Raw genomic sequence first — 15543 nt, 5'->3', positions numbered from 1 at the left:
GCGGCCGCCTTGCTGGCCCTGGCCTTGATCAGATGACAAAGTTCTTGGCGGTCGCCACGCTATCGAACGGCGATCGGGTCACTTGTTGCGCTGTTTTTGATCGGAGTTTGGGCGTCAACGAGGGCGTGTCGTTCGGATTGTTCGCCAACGGTTCATCGGCATCGTCGTGCTGTCAGCGGTCTGGTCTGACGTGCCGGCAACGTCTGGGAGTCCGTAACCCTGGGAGCATCATCGGCGGCGCCGTAAGCAATATCGCGGATCGCTCCGACTTGGAGCCGTCGTTGACTATCTCGACCTCCACGCCTGGGCTATCACTGGCAGCGTTCAATTTTGCCAATGCTGCACTGTGGTAGGCGCGATCCTGCTCGTCATGAGGAGTTTTGGCCGGGACGCGCGGCCAGCGAAACGTGATCGGCCATCACTTCGATGATCCGGCAGTCGGCGACCTTTCCGTTCGCGCAGGATCTGATCATGCGCGTTAGCTCGTCCTTCAAGCCCAGCAGCCGCGCGATGCGATCGTCGACCGCCGCGAGTTGATCTTGGGCGATCCGGCTGACTTCTTCACAGGAGGCATCGGGCATCTCCCGCAGCCCGAGCATCGTGCGAATTGTCGCGATCTCGAATCCAAGTTCGCGCGCGTGACGGATGAAGGCGAGCTGCTGGACGTCCGGTGTGCCGTATCGACGCCGCCCACTCTCCGTTCTGCCAGGCTTCGGCATCAGCCCGATCCGCTCGTAGTAGCGGATCGTCTCGATATTGACGCCTGTGCGTCGGGATAAGGCTCCGATCGCGATCATCGGGGGTTGCTCCTGTAGTGGCTACAGGTTGTACGTGTAGCAAGCGGCTGAAGGTGTGTGAACCTGGGAACGATCATGACCGAGCATGTGATAGGCCTGATCTGGGACGCCTGGCGCACACGAAGGAAGGGCTTCAGCGCAATCGCGCAACGCCAGCGCGCCCGTCTCGCCGACATGGTCACCCACGCCCGCGCCAACTCACCGTACTACCGTGAGCTGTACCGTGATCTGCCGGATCGGGTCGAACGCGCCGAGCAGCTTCCTGTTACCGACAAGAAGACGTTGATGGCTCGCTTCGATGACTGGTGTGTCGATCGACAGATAACCCTGGAACGGGCGCAAGCGTTCGCAGAAGATTCGACGCTTATCGGCGAGCGCTTCCTTGGCAAATACACCCTGCTGACGACATCGGGCACGACGGGAACGCGTGGCGTCTTCGTGGTCGATGACCGGAGCATGGCCGTCACTAGCGCGATGGCCTTTCGCATGCTGACGGCCTGGCTCGGTGCGGGGGATTTCATTCGGATCGTCGCGGGCGGAGGGAGCATGGCGATGGTCATGGCGACGGGCGGCCACCTCGCCTCCGCAGTGGCTGCGGCACGCCTAAAGACGAGCCGAGGCCGACGCCTCGAAGTGCTGTCGGTGCACATGCCTTTGCAAGAGCTCGTGACCCGGCTCAACCAGTTCCGACCGGTGCTCCTCGCGCCTTACGCGAGCATGGGTGCGCTACTTGCAAGCGAACAGGAAGGCGGCCGTCTGCACATCAATCCGGTGTTACTGGCGCTCTCCGCCGAAGGGCTGCCGGAAGGGGAGTACGATCGAATTGCCCGAGCATTTAAGGCAAAGGTCGGCAACAGCTACGCCGCTACCGAGTGCCCGTTCTTCAGCTACAGCTGCGAACATGGATGGTTGCACGTCAACAGCGACTGGGTGGTGTTTGAGCCGGTTGACGCGGGCCATCTGCCGGTGCCGCCAGGTGAGCCTTCCCATACGGTGCTCATCAGCAATCTCGCCAATCGAGTGCAGCCGATTTTGCGCTACGATCTGGGCGACAGTGTCTTGCAGCAGGCCGGACCTTGCCGGTGCGGCAATCCGCTGCCAGCCATCCGTGTGCAAGGGCGATCCTCGGAGGTCCTGACCTTCCGCACCGATGGCGGCGACCGAGTGACCATCGCACCCCTGGCCTTTTCCACGGTGGCGGATCGTACCCCTGGGCTTCAGATGTTTCAGATCGTGCAGACAGGCCCCACGAGCCTTCGCGTGCGCCTGCAAACACGTGGCGCTGATTCGGATCGTGTGTGGGAAACGGTGCAGGCCGGGATCAAACGCCTGCTTGCCGAACATGGCCTTGATCACGTCGCCGTGGAGCGCGCCGAGGAATCGCCGGAACAGTCCAAGGGCGGGAAGTTTAGGCAAGTTCTTCCGCTCGTGGACAGCGCCCGCTCGTAGGTCGCCTGTGGCAAGGAGGACGTGCGAGACAGTAGATGAAGAAGGACAGATCGGTGCCCCGAATTCCACGTGACAAGGGCACCCCGTCGTCGAGACCCTGTACGCCACCTTCCCCGAGCAACGTCTTCTGGATCGCCTTAGGCGTGGCACTGCGGCGCACGAACCGACGCGGATCGTAAAACAGCCGCACCGCTTCCGGGCCCGTCATGCAGATAGTCTTCCGCAGCAGAAGCCGCGTTTCCAACAGGTCCGATCGGTAGCGCCGACACCGGTTCGAGATGAACCTGTATGGATCTCCGGCAAGGGCGAGCGTCGAATCCAGGCCATCCGCTGGTCGTTGACTACGGTCGGCTGCCCTCGCCGTACCGAGTTTCAAACTGAGACACCCACTTAAATTGGGGCTTGATCCTGTAGTCGCTACAGGAAGTAGATTGGCTCAGAATTTATAAGGAGCTTAACGATGAGGGCCGCGGTCGCTGGTGAACCCGAGACTGACTTCCCCCGGTCAGCTCAACGGTCATTGCCCATCCGGAAAGGTCCGATTGTGACGGGCTTTTTCGAGAAACGGACGTTCAGCGTCCAGTATGTCGTCGCGGACCCGGAAACAAAACGCTGCGCCATTATTGATCCGGTCCTGGACTTCGATCCGAAGTCGGGCGCCACCGCCACACCGTCTGCGGATGCCCTTCTCAAATACATCGACCGTGAGGGTTACACGCTTGAGTGGATCCTCGATACGCACCCCCACGCAGACCATTTCTCTGCCGCCGGATACCTGAATGACAGAACCGGAGTTCCGACTGCAATCGGCGCTAAAGTGGTCGACGTCCAGAAGCTATGGAAAGAAATTTACAACCTACCCCCAAGTTTTCCGACCGACGGTTCGCAATGGCACCGGCTTTTTTCCGACGGCGAACGCTTCAAGATCGGCAATATGGATGTCGAGGTGCTGTTCACACCGGGGCATACTCTGGCCTCGATTGCTTACGTCACAGGCGACGCGGCCTTCATCCACGACACGCTTTTCATGCCAGATGGCGGTACGGCGCGTGCGGATTTTCCCGGCGGTAGCGCGAGTGCGCTGTGGACGAGCATCCAGCGCATTTTGGCGCTGCCGGACGAGACGCGCCTGTTCACCGGGCATGATTATTGTCCGGGCGACAGGAAGCCCTTGTGGGAAAGCACGGTCGCCCAGCAGAAGGCCGAAAACATCCACGTGATCAAGGCGATAACGGAGGAGGAGTTCGTTGCTCTGCGGGAAAAGCGCGACCGAGAGCTGCCCATGCCGAAGCTCATTCTGCAGTCGTTGCAGGTGAACATACGCGGAGGGCGGCTGCCCGAGCCCGAGAGCAGCGGTAAGCGCTATTTGAAGATCCCCCTCGATGCGCTGGAGGGCGCACCCTGGGACGAGTAAAGGTGTTAAAAATGGCCAAGAGCGCAAAGGAACTGGTCGCTGAAGCTACCAGAGACATACGGAGCCTCTCGGGCGCAGACGCCGTAGAGCTCATGGGCGACCCGAACGTCGTCTTTGTCGACGTGCGCGAGGGGGAAGAGCTGCAAAAAACTGGCAAGCTCCGGGGCGCTGTGCATGTACCCCGCGGATTCCTCGAATTTTATGCTGATCCCACAAGCCCGACCCACAAGCGGGAGCTCGGGGCTGGGAAGAAGCTGGTGCTCTATTGCGGCTCAGGAAGCCGCTCTGCCCTCGGGGCCAAGGCGCTCTTGGAAATGGGCGTCACCGATGTCGCGCACGTTGCCGGCGGCTTCCCGGCGCTTCAGCAAGCCGGCGGCCCTCGAGAGGAGGCGGACCGATGATGCACGACATGATGGCGGGCGGGATGATGTGGGGCATGGGCGTTTTCGGTCTCCTCGTCATCGTCGTTCTGGTGCTCGGGGCGATAGCCCTCGCCAAATACGTCTTTTCGCGGAAGTGAGCAGGCCCATGCGTTGCGCGGGTCTTCGTAACTGCGCATCCAGCTGGTGCCCAACAAGGGCCCGAGCCTGGAATCTGGCAAGGCAAAATTAAAAGATCAGAAAGAGCCGCCTGCGGCAGCGCCCCCCTTGATTCTGTAGTGACTACAGAATGTATGGTTACCAAGAGAGTGAGAGAGCTTGGAGCCGAGCGCAATGACAACAGTAAGGGGACTGTGATGACTGCTGATGCCGCGATGATGAGCCATTCAAGCAAGCTGCGCTTTAAAGTCGACGGCTTAGATTGCCAGAACGAGGTTCGTGCCCTTCGCGCTGCGGTGGCGCCGCTTGTCGGCGGCGACGACAAGCTGTCCTTTAATACTCAAGCCGGAGTCATGGAGGTGATATCCGAGAACGCTTCGACGATCGACGCTATTCAACGGGCGGTCGCGACGACCGGCATGCAAGCGCATGTCCTTAGGGAGCCAGCGCAGCAATCTGCACCGGCACTGCTGTTTCGGGTCGAAGGGCTCGACTGCAAGAATGAAGTTGCGGCGCTCAAGCGTGAGATTGGTCCGCTGGTTGGGGGCGAGGCTTGGCTGACGTTCGACACCGCGAAGGGGCTGATGACGGTCGCGCCGCAGCGACAGGCGGCCATCGACGACATCATCGGCCGCGTTGCCCCGACGGGCATGCGTGCTTCCCTTGTTGAGGATGGCACGGCCGAGACGTTGCTCTTTCGCGTCCACGGCCTCGATTGCACGAACGAGGTGGCGGCCCTCGCGCGGGAACTTGGTCCGCTTGTCGGCGAGGACAAGCTCGCCTTCGACACCGCGCGAGGCATGATGACCGTGGCCCCCCAGAATCGGGCAGCGCCCGACGCGATCGGGGAAGCCGTGGCGCGAACGGGCATGCGCGCCGAGCCCTGGTCGCCGCCGGCAGTCTCGCTCAGTGCGGCCGACCGCGCCGGAGTGCCTGAAGGTGCGGCGTGCGGCTGTGCCGCAGAGGTGCAGGAGGCACTCAGTCCGCCGATCCCGACACGCTTGCCCGGCCAAGTCGTGTTTCGCATTCACGGCATGGACTGTGCCGACGAGATCGCGGCGTTGAAGCGCGAGGTTGGGCCGCTGGTCGGGGAAGACAAGCTCGCCTTCGATCTCCTCAACGGCCGCATGTCGATCGACGTGACGCCGGAGGCGGCGCTCGAAGCCCGCATCGAGAAGGCGGTGGCTCGTGCAGGTCTACGCTCCGAGCGCTGGATTGAAGGCGACACTAGCGAAGCCGCGCAGGCTGAAGGGCGGCGCAAGCGGGTGCAGTCGTGGCTGACAACCGCAAGCGGCGTGCTCACGGCGTTGGGCTTCGCGGTCCACGCTTGGCTCGGGGGCGGCGTTATCGCAGCCTTCGAGGCAGGTGAACACGCCTTGGCCTCGACCCCAGTGCCGAGCATGGTGCTTTACACGATCGCGGTGCTCTGCGCGGCGCGCTACGTCGCGCCCAAGGCGTGGCTCGCGGCCAAACGGCTTCGTCCCGACATGAATCTGCTGATGATGGTCGCGGTCGCGGGCGCCATCGGTATTGGTGCTTGGTTTGAAGCCGCTACAGTCTCGTTCTTTTTTGCACTGGCGCTGGCGCTCGAGGCTTGGAGCCTCGGTCGCGCGCGCCGGGCGGTTGCCGCCCTCATGGAACTCGCGCCGCCGACAGCGCGCGTCAAGCTCGAAGACGGCTCCGAGCGCGACGTTCCGGCGGCTGAGGTTCGGGTCGGCGCGCACATCATCGTCCGGCCAGGGGACAAGGTGCCGCTCGACGGCCGAGTTGCCGCTGGCGAGAGCGAGGTCAATCAAGCGCCGATCACCGGGGAAAGCGTCCCCGTATTCAAGGCGGAAGGCGACGAGATCTTTGCCGGCACCATCAACGGAGAGGGTGCTCTTGATGTCGTGACCACCAAAGCGGCGAATGACACGACGCTCGCCCAGATCATCCGCATGGTCGGTTCGGCGCAGAGCCGACGCGCGCCCAGTGAGCAATGGGTGGAGAAGTTTGCGCGTGTCTACACGCCCGTGGTGATGGTACTCGCCATTGCGATCTTTCTCGCTCCGCCCTTGCTCTTGGGCGGTGCCTGGGACGTCTGGTTCTATCGGGCTCTCGTGCTCCTCGTGATCGCTTGCCCCTGCGCCCTCGTGATTTCGACGCCGGTGACGATCGTGGCGGCACTTGCCGGCGCGGCGAAGCAGGGCGTCCTCGTGAAGGGCGGCACACATCTCGAAACGCCTGCGCGCCTCAAAGCCATTGCCATGGACAAGACCGGAACACTCACCGAAGGGCGGCCGCAGGTGGTCGAGATCGTGCCGTTTGGAGGCCGTAGCGAAATGGAACTCCTCGGCTTAGCCGCGGCCCTGGAGGCGCGCAGCGCACATCCAATCGCTCACGCCATCCTCGCGAAAGCCGCCGAACTCAAGATCGCCGCCGAGCCTGCCGAGGCCGTCCAAGCCATCGTTGGCCGAGGCGTCACCGGCCGCGTGGCCGGCAGAGAGGTCTGGCTCGGCTCGCGCCGCTACCTTGAGGAGCGGGGCATCAACTCAGATGTAGTTCTGCAGCGGGCCGATGAACTTTCAAGCGCCGGTCGCACCATCGTCGCGGTCGGCGATGGTCAGGAGGTCTGGGGCCTCGTCGCCGTTGCAGATGCCGTCCGCCCGGAGGCGAAAGGCATTGTTACGGCGCTTCACCTCGCCGGCATCAAACACGTCGTGATGCTCACGGGGGATAACCGGGCGACGGCAGAGGCGATTGCGAAGCAAACCGGCATCGACGAGGTCCGGGCTGAACTGCTACCTGGCGACAAGGTGGCGGCCGTGGAAGATCTGGTGCGGCGCTTTGGGTCGGTTGCCATGGTCGGCGACGGTGTCAACGATGCTCCTGCAATGGGACGTGCCAATCTCGGCATCGCCATGGGCGCCATGGGTAGCGACGCCGCCATTGAGACGGCCGATGTCGCACTCATGTCGGATGATCTTTCGAAGCTTCCGTGGCTGGTGCGCCATTCGCGCGCGACGCTCGCCGTCATCCGGCAGAACGTTGCGTTCTCCATTGCTGTGAAGCTTGTGTTCACAGCGCTTACGGTGATTGGCCTCGCATCGCTATGGGGTGCCATCGCGGCCGACGTCGGTGCGTCGCTGCTGGTCGTTCTTAACGGCCTGCGCCTGCTCAACCGCGGTCAGACCAGCACTCAACAGGGTGGCCCCTCCGGCGGCCTCGGCGTTTCGGCGCACCGGCGTCAGACTCCCGCGATCACCGAGACGGCCCCGGCGTAGCTAGCTCAAGCCGCACCGGTACGATTTCGACCCAGCACAAATGCACTGGCCGGGGAGAACGGCTGAACAATGAGGACTGATTGATCGTGGCGTATCCGAAGTTGATTCGACGAACTGCATTGGCCGGTGGTGCCCTAGCTCTCGCGCTTGCGGTCGATTTCGTCACGAAATGGCTGATCGTTAACATTGTGATGGTGCCGCCGCGCACGATCGAGATCGCGCCATTTTTCAATCTGACGCTCGGTTTCAACACGGGCGTCAGCTTCGGGATGTTCCGCGAGCTTTTTCTTGATCGCCCATTGTTGCTCGCCGGAATCAAGATGGTGATCGTGGCCGGACTTCTCGTCTGGGCCATGAGAACCGAAAAGCCATCCGAGACGATTAGTCTCGGCCTGATTGCCGGCGGTGCTACAGGCAATGTGTTGGACCGGATACGTCAAGGTGCCGTAACTGATTTCCTCGATTTCCATGTCGGCGGCTGGCACTGGCCGGCCTTCAACATGGCGGACACGATGATAACGATTGGCGTCGTCCTACTGATCGCAGCCTCCTTTTGGCCGGCGAGGGCGATGATCCCCGTTCAGAAGCGGCCGCGCCGCGCGGGGTACTGACGTGGCGCTCATAGACGTGTCTTTGCTTGGGCTAGCCACGGCTGTGATGGCCGGAGCCATTTCCTTCCTCTCGCCATGTGTGCTGCCGCTCGTTCCGGGCTATCTGTCCTACGTCGCGGGCGGAGCTGACGGGACAGTTGGCGACGGGAGGACCCGACAGCTTCGTATTCTCGGACCGGCACTCCTCTTTGTTCTCGGCTTTACTACCGTCTTTGTTTCGCTGGGGCTGAGTGCCATGGCGCTCGGCGGATTTCTGCAACGCTATCAGATGGAAGCGAACCTGATCGGTGGCGCGCTGGTCGTAGTCTTCGGTATCGCTATGACGGGGCTCCTGCGCCTGCCGATCTCGCTAATGATAGATCGGCGTTGGCGGGGGCCAGAGCAGATTGGAGGCCCCTTCGGAGCCTTCCTCCTCGGCATTGCCTTTGGCTTCGGGTGGACGCCCTGCATCGGCCCGGTTCTCGGTTCGATCCTCACCGTCACAGCGACTTCGGCCGGTAATGGCGCCGTGCTCCTCGGCGCTTATAGTCTTGGGCTCGGCGTCCCCTTTCTCCTCGTGGCGCTGTTCCTCGGTAGCGCGGCGGTAGTCTTGAAACGCATGCGGCGCACTGGCGCGGCGCTCAACGTGGGCGCGGGGGCGGTGATGATCGGCATCGGCATTCTGATGATGACGGGTCGCATGCAGGAGATTGCCATTTGGATGCTGACGACATTTCCAGCGCTTGGCAGCATCGGTTGAGGTGCGCGGCCGCATACGATCGCTCGGTCGGGGCAGATGGGCCGCGAACTCGTCCTCGGGGCATTCGATCCGCCGCTCGATGGCTCCGTCCTGCACGGCAACATTGTGATTTGGCCTTCAAGGAAAACCATGGTGGACCATCAACCAACTAAAAGGCGCGCGCTGCTCTTCTTGAACCCGCGGAGCCGCAGCGGTGGTAATCGCGCAGCTGATGGCGCTGTCAAGCAGCTTGAGGCTGGCGGATTTATCTTGACGTACGGGCTGTGCGCTCGGTCGGCAGATATGACTCGCGAGGTCAGTCGGCATGCTCATCAGGTGGATCTCGTGATCGTCGGCGGCGGCGACGGGACTGTCAACGCCGTGCTCGAGGGCGTTCTAGAGGCTGGCTTGCCGCTCGGCATCCTACCGTTCGGCACGGCGAATGACCTTGCCCGGACACTTGGTATTCCGAGTGAACCTGCAGCGGCGGTCGCGGTCATCGTCGCGGGCTGCACAAGGCGGATCGACGTCGGCCAAGTCAACGACCAGTACTTCGTCAATGTTGCGAGCATGGGCCTGAGCGTTGAACTCGTGCGTCGTATGACTGGCAACCTGAAGCGGCATTTGGGGCGGCTTAGCTACCCGCTGGCTGCGCTAAAAACAGTGTTTTACACGAGGCCGTTCACTGCCGAGGTGGCGACCGCCGATCGCACGATCCGGCTCCACAGTCTTCAGATCGCAGTCGGAAACGGTGTGTTTTACGGCGGCGGTATGGCCGTCTACGAGGCCGCAGCAATCGACGACCAATGCTTGGACTTCTACAGCGTCGAGCCGCGACGATTTTGGCAATGGCCGCTGTTCCTGACGGCATTCCGGCGCGGTCGTAACCGAAATCTTGTCGGCATGCGCGCCTTCTGCAGCCCTGGCCCCCTTGAGATCCGAACTGACCCGCCGCTACCTGTCAACACTGATGGGGAAATCACGACAATGACGCCCGCCCGCTTCAATCTCTTGCCGCGTGCGTTGTCAGTTTTCGTGCCAGCAGGTGACCAACGCCTTCGAGCAGCGCTCGCAAATTAAAGGAGCCTGCATGACGGAAGCTTGTACTCAGGGCGTCGATACTGGATTCGTTACGTTGGGCTATATCAAGGTCGCCGTGCTGGGCGTTGTCCAGGGGATCACCGAACTGCTGCCGATCTCGTCGACGGCGCACATGCGGATCGTACCTGCGTTGCTCGGTTGGCAGGATCCCGGCTCCGCCTTCTCCGCCGCCATGCAGCTCGCAGCACTGGCTGCCGTCGTCAGCTATTTTTGGGACGACGTGAGCCAGTTGGCCACGAACTCGCTCCGCGCCGTTGTGCATCGGGACTTCCGGGACCGACACTTCCGCTTCTCTGTTTGGATTGGTCTCGCGACGATCCCGATCGGCGTGGCTGGCTTGTCTTTGTCGGGAGTGCTGAACGCCTGCAGTTCTCCTTTGCGCAGTCTCACTGTGATCGGTTGGGCCTGCATCGTCATGGCTGTCCTCCTGGCGTTGGCGGAGATTCATGCCCGCCACAGACGAACACTTGAGAATGTGTCCCTCATCGATGCAATGATTGTCGGCATCGCGCAAATCGGCGCTTTGATCCCGGGAGTGTCGCGCTCAGGCTCCACCTTGACCGCCGCGCTTGCGCTCGGCCTGAAACGGGAAGAGGCGGCGCGATTCTCCTTCCTCCTTGGCCTGCCGGCAATTTCCCTGGCCGGCTTCAAAGAAATTTGGGAACTCTACAAAGCTCAGTTGTCTCTCGACGCCTGGTCCATCCTCCTCGTTGGGCTCGCGGTGGCTTCTATTTCAGCTTTCTTCGCGATCTGGGGACTGATGCGCGTGCTCGAGCGCTTTTCGGCTTGGCCCTTCGTGGTTTATCGAGGCGCGCTCGGCATTTTTCTCATCACCGCCATTGCATTGGGCCGACTCACCTGATTTGCGAACGTTGGAAATCTGCATGAGTGCGAAAGACAACAAAGAAGAATCCGAAATCCAGCTTGACGCGAGTAATGCCGCCGAACGCAAGACCCTGTTGTGGGTGCTCGGCATCAATTTCCTACAAGTGATTGTCGCCGGGTTCGTTGGAGTTATTGCAGACTCCACCGGTCTGCTGGGTGCCGCCTTGGACAATTTAGCCGACGCCGGCGTCTACGCGGTGAGCATCTATGCCGTCGGGCGAACGGTCGCAGCCAAGGCGCGTGTCGCACGCCTGTCGGGCGTCCTTCTGATCGTTTTGGGCCTGGCGCTGCTCGTGGAGGTCCTTCGACGTTTCTTCGTGGGCGCTGAACCGATCGGTTTAGCCATGATTGTTACGGCCATCGCAAACGCCGCGACTAATCTGCTTTGCCTGCGGTTGCTGCGCTCGCATCGAGACCAGGGCGTGCACTTGAAGGCGTCCTGGATCTTTACGACTAACGACATGCTGGCCAACGCTGGCATCGTTGTTTCCGGCGCTGCAGTCATGTTCTTCAGGTCACCGCTTCCCGATTTGATCATAGGGCTGGTGGTTGTTGGGATCGTTCTCAAGGGCGGCTGGGATATTCTGAAGGAGGCGCGCGAGGCGCAACGGGAGGGATTGTCGGTTCGCGAAAAATGATTAGCGAGCGGTTCCTCCGCCTTGCTTGGACCGTACTCGCGGCTTGAGGCAACCAGCCTGACTTAGCTGCGACGAATGGCTACCGCAGCACTTCTTCCTCGGCTCCATAAAAATTGGTTCCGCTGCGAGTGCGTGGCGACGAAGACGAATCTGATGCGCTCGTGAGGCTGCGGATCGTTTCGCTGTTCAAGCCTAGAGAACAAACCTCCGATCTTGATCATATTTCTCTTGATCCTGTAGCGGCTACAGCATGTAGCTTGCCGCACGGTCTTGCACGGCTCGATGGCCAAGGAAGCGGGTACGCCGCGATCGTAGCAGCCTCCTGGAAGCAAGAGTGGCCGCGTAATTCAGGCCACGGGAGGTAGCACCCTGACGATCGAACTGCGCCATCTTCGCTACGTTATTGCAGCCGCCGAGCGCGGAAGCTTTCGACGCGCGGCAAAGGCGCTGAAAGTTCAGGAGTCTGCCATCAGCCGACGTATCCGGGATCTCGAAGACGAGATCGGAGCCGCGCTTTTCGTTCGTCACCATGGCGGCGTTCACCTCACCCAGGCGGGCCAGAGATTCGTTATCCGCGCGCGCCGGGCTCTGAGCCAGATTGGCCACGCGGCCATCGATGCGGGTTCGTTCGGTCGTGGTGAGACAGGCGTGGTCCGCATTGGGATATTTTCTTCGCTCGCTTCTGGCTTTCTGTCCGATCTGCTCCGCGCCTATGTCGGAGCGAACCCCGAGGTCCGCCCCGACCTCATCGAAGGGGCCCCGACCGATCACATCGCCTCGGTTCAAAGGCATCGGCTGGATATCGCCTTCCTGACAGGTCAGCCAATCGCGGATGGCTGCGATCTGGCCCATCTCTGGAATGAGCGGGTCTATGTGGCATTGCCCAGCGATCATGAACTAGCGCGAAAGCGAGAGATCGTGTGGGGGAATCTGCGAGACAGACATTTCATTGTGAGTGAGACCGATCCCGGACCTGAGATCCACGACTATCTGGTGAAGCATCTGGCCGATCTTGGGCACCATCCAAGCGTCGAACGCCACGGCGTGGGCAGGGACAACTTGATGCATCTTGTAGCGATCAGACAAGGTCTTACCCTTACAAGTGAAGCGACGACGGCCGCGCGCTTTCCCGGCGTGGTTTACCGCCCGCTAGCTTGATCGAAGCGGGGCATTGCCCGCGCTTCCGCGGCGACGTCAACAAGGACGCGGTCGAGACGGCCAAGCTGTTTATCGCCTATCTCGAGGATCGAGGCGTGTTGGCGTGCTTGCCGGCCAAACCGGTTGCGCCACTCGTGGCCGAGTTTGCGTCTTGGGCGCGTGAGCAACTCGGTCTGGCCGAAACGACGCTGGCCACGTATCTCGGGACGATCACTCCCATCGTCGATGCGCTGGGGGAGACGCCCAGCGCCTACGACGCCATGACGATCCGCGCGTACATGACCGCACGCGCGAAAGCCGTATCAGTCGAGCGGATGAAGGGCATATCAGTCGGCATCCGCGCGTTCTTGCGCTTCCTGATCGCGACAGGACGATGCCGGCAGGGACTCGATCATGCCATGCCGAATATTGCTGGGTGGCGACTGGCATCGATCCCGCGCTTCCTGCCTGACGCCGATATTACGAGGATCATCAGCGCGTGTGAGGGAGAGCGTCGCCTGCGCGACCGAGCCATCATCCTGCTGCTGGTCCGGCTTGGACTTCGAGCGAGCGAGGTGGCGCGGATCAGCTTCGACGACATCGACTGGCGTCAGGGCAGTATACGGCTGTTCGGCAAAGGCCGGCGCGAGGAACTGCTGCCGCTCACCCAGGAGATCGGCGACGCGCTGCTTGCCTATATCGAACGTGGCCGGCCGGCGCTGGCCGGACCATCACTGTTCATCACCGAATATGCGCCGCTGCGCCCGATCGACCGCATCACTGTCAAGTGCCTGGTCAAGCGCGCGCTCCAGCGCGGGGGTGTCGAGAGCCACTATAAAGGCGCGCATGTCCTGCGGCACTCTGCCGCCACGGCGATGCTCCGCCACGGCGTCAGCCTGACCAATGTGGGTACAGTGCTGCGCCACCGGTCGACGGCGATGACGGCGCATTACGCCAAGGTCGATATCGCGCTTCTATCGGCCATCGCGCAGCCCTGGCCGGGGAGGACGCCATGCTGATCGATGATGCCGATCGCTATATTGAGCTGCGCCGCTCACTCGGCTTTAAGCTCGCAAAGACGGCCCGGCACCTCACCGCGTTCGCGCGCTATGCGATCGACCTGGGCGATACCCATGTTCGCCGCGAGACCGCGATCGCCTGGGTGTCATCCGTCTCGTCGACCCCACGCAGCCACCAGCGGCGGCTTCGGGAGATCGCGCTCTTCGCGCGTTTCCTGTTCGCGGAGGACGGGGCACATGAAGTGCCGCACCATCATCCCAACCACCGTCCTGCATCACGTCCCGCGCCTTATATCTACACACAAGAGGAACTGGCGCGCATGCTTGACGCCGCAGGCAATCTGAGGCGTCAAAAGCCCAGCCCACTCAGGTGCCACGTCTATGTGATGCTGATCGGGCTGCTCGCATCCACGGGCCTTCGGATCTCCGAGGCTTTGAACCTGAGGCTGGGCGATGTGCTGCCGGACGGCGTGCTGCATATCCGCCAGACCAAGTTCAACAAGAACCGGCTCGTGCCGATGCATGCCAGCGTGGTCGAGGCGCTCCACGCCTATCTCAAGATCCGCCGGCGGTTTGCCGGCATAGACGATCATGTGTTCCTCTCGGTGGATGCCAAACCGATGGGCCTTCGGACTGTCGAGAGCAACTTCCATGTGATCTTGCGCAAGGCGGGGGTCGGTCAGCATCGGTCACGCCGCCCTCGTATCCATGATCTGCGTCACACCTTCGCGACGCGGGTGCTGGAGCAATGCGCGATGAGGCGTGACGATGTTGCGCGCGACTTTGTCGCTCTCTCCACCTACCTCGGTCATGCGCACATCGCGAACACTTACTGGTATCTGGAATCGACGCCGAACCTCATGGCCGATATTGCCTGTGCGGCGGAGGCTCTGGTCGCCGGGGAGGTTCCATGACGCCGATCGCCCCACTCATCACCAGCTTCATGCGCGAGCACATGCCGCAGCAGCGCGGCTACAGTCCGCACTCTTGCGAGACTTATGCGTACAGCTTCCGGCTGTTGTTCGCCTTCGCTGCCCGGCGCTTGCACACGCGCCCCTCTCTGCTCCAGCTCGAGCAGATTGACGCGGAGATGGTGCTCGCGTTCCTGAACCACATCGAGCATGACCGCGGCAACGGTCCGGCGACCCGCAACCTGCGGCTCGCCGCGATCAAGTCCTTCATGCGTTACGTCGAGTTCCGGCACCCCGGCGCCCTGGAGCAGATCGCCCGGATCGACGCTATCCCGGGCAAGCGCCACGACCAGAAGCTCATCCGCCATCTGACCATGGATGAGGTCCGCGCCGTGCTCGATACGCCCGACGTGACGACACGCCTGGGGCTCCGGGACCGGGCGATGCTGCACCTCTGCTTCGCTGGTGGCCTGCGCGTCTCCGAGTTGGTCGGGCTCACCCTGGAGAACGTCACGCTGCAACCCGGTCCGAGCATCCTGGTGTTCGGCAAGGGCCGGCGCGAACGCCGCCTTCCGCTCTGGAAGGAGACCGCTCGCGATCTGCGCGCCTGGCTGGCGGTGCGCGGAAGGCCACCGGCGACGGAGCTGTTCGTCAACGCGCAGGGGGCCGCGATGACCCGTGCCGGCTTCGAATACATCCTCGAAAAGCACGCGAAGACTGCCGCCGCTCGATGCCCGACATTGATCGGCCGCACGCTATCGCCACATCTTCTGCGCCACAGTTGTGCGGTCTTGATGCTGCAGGCCACACGCGACATCCGCAAGGTCGCGCTCTGGCTTGGTCACGCCGATATCCGCACGACCGAGGTGTACCTGCGGATGGATCCGTCCGAAAAACTCGAGGCCGTCGAGGCGGTGCTGCCGCCGGCGCTTCGACGCGGTCGGTTCAAGGCGCCCGATGCGTTGATCGCCTCGTTGATGGCGGATGCGCGCACCGTACCGATATGACGCCCTGATGGAAGCCAGGGTGATCATCATGCAGCGCGCGTCTGACCTCTGCTG

The 15543-nt window shown here is 62.2% G+C and carries 15 protein-coding genes and 1 pseudogene; 14 read left to right on the top strand and 2 right to left on the bottom strand.

Annotated elements, in window-relative coordinates; genetic code table 11:
* Positions 1-368: 368 nt before the first annotated feature.
* Positions 369-797, bottom strand: a complete 429-nt coding sequence (locus V5F68_RS25265; RefSeq protein ID WP_394015586.1) for a MerR family transcriptional regulator — start codon at positions 795-797, stop codon at positions 369-371.
* 75 nt (positions 798-872) lie between these two features.
* Here V5F68_RS25265 and V5F68_RS25260 point away from each other — a divergent pair, with 75 nt between their 5' ends.
* Positions 873-2246, top strand: coding sequence for a phenylacetate--CoA ligase family protein (locus V5F68_RS25260; protein ID WP_394015587.1), 1374 nt, complete (start codon positions 873-875; stop codon positions 2244-2246).
* 85 nt (positions 2247-2331) lie between these two features.
* On the opposite strand, the pseudogene V5F68_RS25255 reads toward V5F68_RS25260, so the two are convergent.
* Positions 2332-2622 (bottom strand): annotated as a pseudogene (locus tag V5F68_RS25255) (hypothetical protein); the annotation flags it as partial.
* 144 nt (positions 2623-2766) lie between these two features.
* On the opposite strand from V5F68_RS25255, the gene V5F68_RS25250 reads away from it, so the two are divergent.
* From V5F68_RS25250 to V5F68_RS25190, 13 genes are all read left to right on the top strand, one after another.
* On the top strand, positions 2767-3660 hold the full coding sequence (locus tag V5F68_RS25250) for an MBL fold metallo-hydrolase (protein ID WP_394015652.1): 894 nt from the start codon (positions 2767-2769) through the stop codon (positions 3658-3660).
* 11 nt (positions 3661-3671) lie between these two features.
* Complete coding sequence (locus V5F68_RS25245) at positions 3672-4061, top strand: rhodanese-like domain-containing protein (RefSeq protein WP_394015588.1); 390 nt, start codon at positions 3672-3674, stop codon at positions 4059-4061.
* Positions 4058-4180 carry a hypothetical protein gene (locus V5F68_RS25240; RefSeq protein WP_394015589.1) on the top strand — a complete coding sequence of 41 codons (123 nt, stop codon included), beginning with the start codon at positions 4058-4060 and terminating at the stop codon, positions 4178-4180. The genes V5F68_RS25245 and V5F68_RS25240 overlap by 4 nt, the downstream gene beginning before the upstream one ends.
* Positions 4181-4396: 216 nt before the next feature.
* Positions 4397-7462 carry a heavy metal translocating P-type ATPase gene (locus V5F68_RS25235; protein WP_394015590.1) on the top strand — a complete coding sequence of 1022 codons (3066 nt, stop codon included), beginning with the start codon at positions 4397-4399 and terminating at the stop codon, positions 7460-7462.
* Positions 7463-7548: 86 nt separating this feature from the next.
* On the top strand, positions 7549-8073 hold the full coding sequence (gene lspA / locus V5F68_RS25230) for a signal peptidase II (protein ID WP_394015653.1): 525 nt from the start codon (positions 7549-7551) through the stop codon (positions 8071-8073).
* A 1-nt stretch (position 8074) separates the two neighbouring features.
* Complete coding sequence (locus tag V5F68_RS25225; protein ID WP_394015591.1) at positions 8075-8812, top strand: cytochrome c biogenesis CcdA family protein; 738 nt, start codon at positions 8075-8077, stop codon at positions 8810-8812.
* A 36-nt stretch (positions 8813-8848) separates the two neighbouring features.
* The gene (locus V5F68_RS25220) at positions 8849-9871 is read left to right on the top strand and encodes a lipid kinase (RefSeq protein ID WP_394015592.1); all 1023 of its coding nucleotides are present in this window, start codon (positions 8849-8851) and stop codon (positions 9869-9871) included.
* A 10-nt stretch (positions 9872-9881) separates the two neighbouring features.
* Positions 9882-10754 (top strand): undecaprenyl-diphosphatase UppP, encoded by an 873-nt coding sequence (uppP, locus tag V5F68_RS25215; RefSeq protein ID WP_394015654.1) that lies wholly within the window; start codon positions 9882-9884, stop codon positions 10752-10754.
* A 22-nt stretch (positions 10755-10776) separates the two neighbouring features.
* On the top strand, positions 10777-11415 hold the full coding sequence (locus V5F68_RS25210) for a cation efflux transmembrane domain-containing protein (protein WP_394015593.1): 639 nt from the start codon (positions 10777-10779) through the stop codon (positions 11413-11415).
* Positions 11416-11760: 345 nt separating this feature from the next.
* Complete coding sequence (locus tag V5F68_RS25205) at positions 11761-12573, top strand: LysR family transcriptional regulator (RefSeq protein WP_394092415.1); 813 nt, start codon at positions 11761-11763, stop codon at positions 12571-12573.
* The gene (locus V5F68_RS25200) at positions 12570-13571 is read left to right on the top strand and encodes a tyrosine-type recombinase/integrase (RefSeq protein ID WP_394015594.1); all 1002 of its coding nucleotides are present in this window, start codon (positions 12570-12572) and stop codon (positions 13569-13571) included. Before V5F68_RS25205 ends, V5F68_RS25200 begins: the two co-directional genes overlap by 4 nt.
* Positions 13565-14485, top strand: a complete 921-nt coding sequence (locus V5F68_RS25195; protein ID WP_164714608.1) for a tyrosine-type recombinase/integrase — start codon at positions 13565-13567, stop codon at positions 14483-14485. Before V5F68_RS25200 ends, V5F68_RS25195 begins: the two co-directional genes overlap by 7 nt.
* Positions 14482-15489 carry a tyrosine-type recombinase/integrase gene (locus tag V5F68_RS25190; protein ID WP_126281369.1) on the top strand — a complete coding sequence of 336 codons (1008 nt, stop codon included), beginning with the start codon at positions 14482-14484 and terminating at the stop codon, positions 15487-15489. Before V5F68_RS25195 ends, V5F68_RS25190 begins: the two co-directional genes overlap by 4 nt.
* The last annotated feature ends 54 nt before the right edge of the window (positions 15490-15543 follow it).

It is taken from the genome of Roseixanthobacter pseudopolyaromaticivorans, assembly GCF_043195145.2.
Lineage (GTDB): Bacteria > Pseudomonadota > Alphaproteobacteria > Rhizobiales > Xanthobacteraceae > NCEH01.
This window is presented reverse-complemented; position numbering and strand designations above follow the sequence as displayed.

Excerpts from the sequence above, each read along its gene's own strand:
- V5F68_RS25265 (WP_394015586.1), bottom strand. The coding sequence starts at position 797 with ATGATCGCGATCGGAGCCTTATCCCGACGCACAGGCGTCAATATCGAG.
- V5F68_RS25260 (WP_394015587.1), top strand. The coding sequence starts at position 873 with ATGACCGAGCATGTGATAGGCCTGATCTGGGACGCCTGGCGCACACGA.
- V5F68_RS25245 (WP_394015588.1), top strand. The coding sequence starts at position 3,672 with ATGGCCAAGAGCGCAAAGGAACTGGTCGCTGAAGCTACCAGAGACATA.
- V5F68_RS25240 (WP_394015589.1), top strand. The coding sequence starts at position 4,058 with ATGATGCACGACATGATGGCGGGCGGGATGATGTGGGGCATGGGCGTT.
- V5F68_RS25235 (WP_394015590.1), top strand. The coding sequence starts at position 4,397 with ATGACTGCTGATGCCGCGATGATGAGCCATTCAAGCAAGCTGCGCTTT.
- V5F68_RS25220 (WP_394015592.1), top strand. The coding sequence starts at position 8,849 with ATGGGCCGCGAACTCGTCCTCGGGGCATTCGATCCGCCGCTCGATGGC.
- uppP (WP_394015654.1), top strand. The coding sequence starts at position 9,882 with ATGACGGAAGCTTGTACTCAGGGCGTCGATACTGGATTCGTTACGTTG.
- V5F68_RS25210 (WP_394015593.1), top strand. The coding sequence starts at position 10,777 with ATGAGTGCGAAAGACAACAAAGAAGAATCCGAAATCCAGCTTGACGCG.
- V5F68_RS25195 (WP_164714608.1), top strand. The coding sequence starts at position 13,565 with ATGCTGATCGATGATGCCGATCGCTATATTGAGCTGCGCCGCTCACTC.
- V5F68_RS25190 (WP_126281369.1), top strand. The coding sequence starts at position 14,482 with ATGACGCCGATCGCCCCACTCATCACCAGCTTCATGCGCGAGCACATG.